The 2,830-nt window shown below is 39.7% G+C and carries 2 protein-coding genes; both read left to right on the top strand.

Going from position 1 to position 2,830, the window contains the following annotated elements:
• Positions 1-876: 876 nt before the first annotated feature.
• Entirely contained in the window at positions 877-2,193 is a 1,317-nt protein-coding gene (gene thrC, locus LC574_RS34210) for a threonine synthase (protein ID WP_229458056.1), read from the top strand.
• Between the two features lie 101 nt (positions 2,194-2,294).
• Entirely contained in the window at positions 2,295-2,570 is a 276-nt protein-coding gene (locus tag LC574_RS34205) for a MoaD/ThiS family protein (protein ID WP_229458057.1), read from the top strand.
• Positions 2,571-2,830: the final 260 nt, after the last annotated feature.

Below are 2,830 nucleotides of genomic sequence, written 5' to 3'. Positions count from 1 at the left end.
TGGTAACGCTGGCGCTGCTTGTTGACAGATTTGTTTCGGTTTACCATAGAAATAGTTTGTTTATTTGCTGAACTTGTATCTTGGGTTTTGAGACAGGATAAGGTTCGGCAATTCCTTAAAGAATTACCGATTAGACCTGCTCAAAACGTTAATGCTTCGGAGATGTCTATTTGAAGAGTTAACTTATTGACACTCCTGAAAAACTAGATTGAGGCAATAGGCAGAAAAGTTATTGCCTACTTGTTTTACGCTTACCGTTGATTATCAAGGCTAGCGATCGCAAATATGGGTAACTTACTACTGTGTCCTGCTGAATCATCAAGCTAAGTAGCAATGTAACTTTGGTATCAATAAATAACTTCAGTATAAATAACTAATTTCTTGAGCGATGAATTGAGTACATCAAAGTTGAAAAATCAATTTTATTTTGGCAACACGTAGAGCAATTTTAGTGGTTTAATCAGACGCTCAAAAGACTAAAACTTATATCTGGAAACGGTTTTAAGTCTTTACTGTAATATATGCCTACTACCTTGTGGAGTCATTTAGATAAAAAAACAGAAGGTGAAATAAGTGATTTATATCACTTAAAATTGGGTCATGATTTACATAAATGCAAATTAATCATCGATATAATGCAATTTCATCATATTAAAGATCAGTGTTAAGACTGAGTACCTGAAGCTATTATTTGATTTTGTAACAAGGACAATATAAGCATAAATACTAAATATAACAATTACGCATATAAAATTTTTACATAAATCATTTTTTTTAATACTAAGGATACCCGACATTTTTAGTCGGGTATGTTTGACTCGTATTTTTGCTCGTGTTAGTATCAGGCGACAGCAGACAAACAGGGAAAGCTAGTTTATGATTCAGGCAATTAAAACCCAAACCCAAACCCAAACCCAAACCAGCACTGCCTACTTTAAAACCTTGAAATGTAAGGAATGTGGTGCGGAATATGAACTCAAAGCCAGTAACGTTTGTGAGTTATGTTTTGGCCCTTTAGAAGTCAAGTATGACTACAGCGCCCTCCGTCTAACTGTCACTCGTGAAACAATTCAAGCCGGGCCCAATTCAATTTGGCGCTATCGTCCCTTTTTGCCTGTTGCAACTGACAATGTTATAGATGTGGGAACGGGTATGACTCCCTTGGTTCGTTCTCACCGCCTTGCCCGTCGCCTGGGTCTAAATAAGCTTTATATAAAAAATGATGCCGTTAATATGCCCACCCTCAGTTTTAAAGATCGGGCAGTATCGGTTGCTCTGACACGGGCGCGGGAATTGGGCTTTTCTACAGTTTCCTGCTCTAGCACGGGTAATTTGGCAAATTCGACAGCTGCGATCGCAGCTCACGCTGGTCTAGATTGCTGTGTGTTCATCCCCGCAGATTTGGAAGCAGGCAAGGTTCTGGGTAGCTTGATTTATAGCCCCACTGTTATGGCTGTTCAAGGTAACTATGATCAGGTAAACCGTTTATGTTCGGAAATTGCGAATACACATGGCTGGGGATTTGTCAATATCAATCTGCGTCCTTACTACTCTGAAGGCTCTAAGACATTAGCCTTTGAAGTTGCAGAACAATTAGGTTGGGAGTTACCCGATCATGTTGTTGTCCCGCTTGGTTCTGGTTCATTGTTCACAAAAATATATAAAGGTTTCAACGAATTTGCCGAACTTGGCTTAGTGGAAGGTAAGAAAGTTCGTTTCAGTGGCGCACAAGCAGACGGATGTTCACCCATCGCCGAAGCATTTAAACAAGACCGCGACTTCATTAAGCCAGTGAAACCGAATACAATTGCTAAGTCAATTGCGATCGGCAATCCCGCAGACGGTATTTATGCTGTGGAAATAGCTCAGAAAACTGGCGGTAATATTGAATCAGTAAATGATGCAGAAATTATTGAAGGAATGAAGCTGTTAGCAGAAACTGAAGGCATCTTCACAGAAACCGCTGGTGGTACAACTGTTGCTGTACTGAAAAAACTAGTAGAAGCTGGCAAGATTGATCCAGATGAAACTACTGTGCTTTACATCACTGGTAATGGCTTGAAAACCCAAGAGGCAGTACAAGGTTACATTGGTGAACCTTTTACAATTGATGCGAAAATTGATAGTTTTGAAAATGCCCTGGAGCGATCGCGTACTCTGGATCGCTTGGAATGGCAACAAGTCCTCGTTTAGTTAGGAGTTATGAGTTATGAGTTATGAGTTTTTTATCCATAACTCTTAACTTTATTCCTCACTCCTCACTCCTCACTCCTCACTCCTCACTTTGTACTTCTATGGCTGTAACAGTTTTAGTTCCGACGACTCTTCAAAATTTGACTAATAATCAAGCTACTCTAGAATCCAACGGTAGCACCATTGCTGAATTGTTAGACTACTTAGAACAAAGCTTTCCTGGGATTAAATCGCGGTTGTGCGATGAAGAAGGGAAGCTACGTCGGTTTGTAAATTTTTATGTCGATAGCGAAGATATCCGCTATTTAGATGGTATTAACACAGCCCTGAAAGATGGCGATGAAGTAAGTATTGTCCCTGCTGTCGCCGGTGGTTAATACTATATTAGGACTTACGCATTGACAAGAAATACCAAATATGGATTAAGGTTAAAAACCATATCTTTCGTAGGGGCTAAACTTTGCTCATTAGTGTCAACTTACAGCTATTTTCAGGTAAATAGACCACGCGGTAGGGGTTTAGCAATGCTCATTGGTGTCAACAAAAGCCTTGAAATAGGTTAACTGTTGGCGGACTCACCCGCCTAGAACTAAAGTTCTAGGCTAATAGCTAAAGTCTACTGAAGTAGACTAAAGAT

The organism is Nostoc sp. CHAB 5715 (genome assembly GCF_020829685.1).
GTDB lineage: Bacteria > Cyanobacteriota > Cyanobacteriia > Cyanobacteriales > Nostocaceae > Nostoc.
The sequence above is the reverse complement of the archived record's forward strand: the minus strand, read 5'-3'. Positions and strand labels throughout refer to the sequence as shown.

Coding starts and splice junctions, on each gene's coding strand:
- thrC (WP_229458056.1), top strand. CDS start 877: ATGATTCAGGCAATTAAAACCCAAACCCAAACCCAAACCCAAACCAGC.
- LC574_RS34205 (WP_229458057.1), top strand. CDS start 2,295: ATGGCTGTAACAGTTTTAGTTCCGACGACTCTTCAAAATTTGACTAAT.